This window comes from Mycobacterium colombiense, assembly GCF_001672755.1.
GTDB classification, from domain to species: domain Bacteria; phylum Actinomycetota; class Actinomycetes; order Mycobacteriales; family Mycobacteriaceae; genus Mycobacterium; species Mycobacterium colombiense_C.
Window position 1 is genome coordinate 1 of the sequence record NZ_LZKI01000092.1, and the last position, 883, is coordinate 883.

The 883-nt window shown below is 68.5% G+C and carries 1 protein-coding gene; it reads right to left on the minus strand.

Going from position 1 to position 883, the window contains the following annotated elements; translation table 11 throughout:
- Positions 1-883 (minus strand): dihydrodipicolinate reductase (locus A5708_RS27230; RefSeq protein WP_065029112.1); only part of this gene is annotated, 883 nt, incomplete at both ends.

Here is an 883-nt window from a genome sequence, read left to right on the forward strand (position 1 = left end):
GCGGCCAGCGTGCAGTCGATGTCCGGGTCGCCGGAAATCATGACGCGATAGGACAGATCGCCGATCCCGGTGGGCCAGTCGGGGGCGACGTCGTGCGCGAGCCGGGTGACATGCTCGATGACGATGGCCTCCCGGCCGTCGACCACGCCGATCGCCTGCATCCGCAGCGCGCCGCAGGTTCCCGCTTCGACGGTGCCCATCGCGACCTCCAGCGTCCGGTTGGTGACGGCGCGGTCGAAACCCTCGCGCACTTCCTGGACTTCGACCCCCAACGCGTCGGCGATCAACCGGATCTGCCCCTGCCATTCCCCGGCGATGGCGCCGGGGTAGCTGATCCACGGCTGGTAGTCCAGCGGACGGCCAAAGCCCATCCCGTCCATCATCACGTCGGCCACCGGGTAGTGATCGTTGAGCGCCACCTCGCTGGCCGTGATCCGGCGGATGCTCTTGGACTGGGTCGTCATGAGCAGCGCGAGTTGGTCGGCGGCGAAGCCCGGCTCGATGCCGGAGGCGTACAGCGACACCTGGCCCTGCTTGGCCGCGGCAACAAGCTGGTCGCGCCACTCCGCAGGCTCGTAGGCGTGCGGGTTGACCAATCGGGTGGTGCTGGTGGTCACGACGTTGATCCCGGCTTCCAGCAGTTTGACGTAATCCGGGATGGCCAGCGCGTCGCGCTCCGGGCCGCTGGCCGCATAGATGACGCAATCGGGCTTGAGCGCGATCAGCGCGTCGGCGTCGTTGGTCGCGTTCAGGCCGATCGGCTCACCGCCGGCCAGCTCGCCCGCGTCCTTGCCGAACTTGGCGTCCGAATGCACCCACACGCCGACCAGGTCCAGATCAGGGCGTCGCCGGATGGCATCGATCGCGTTCGAGCCCACTCCCC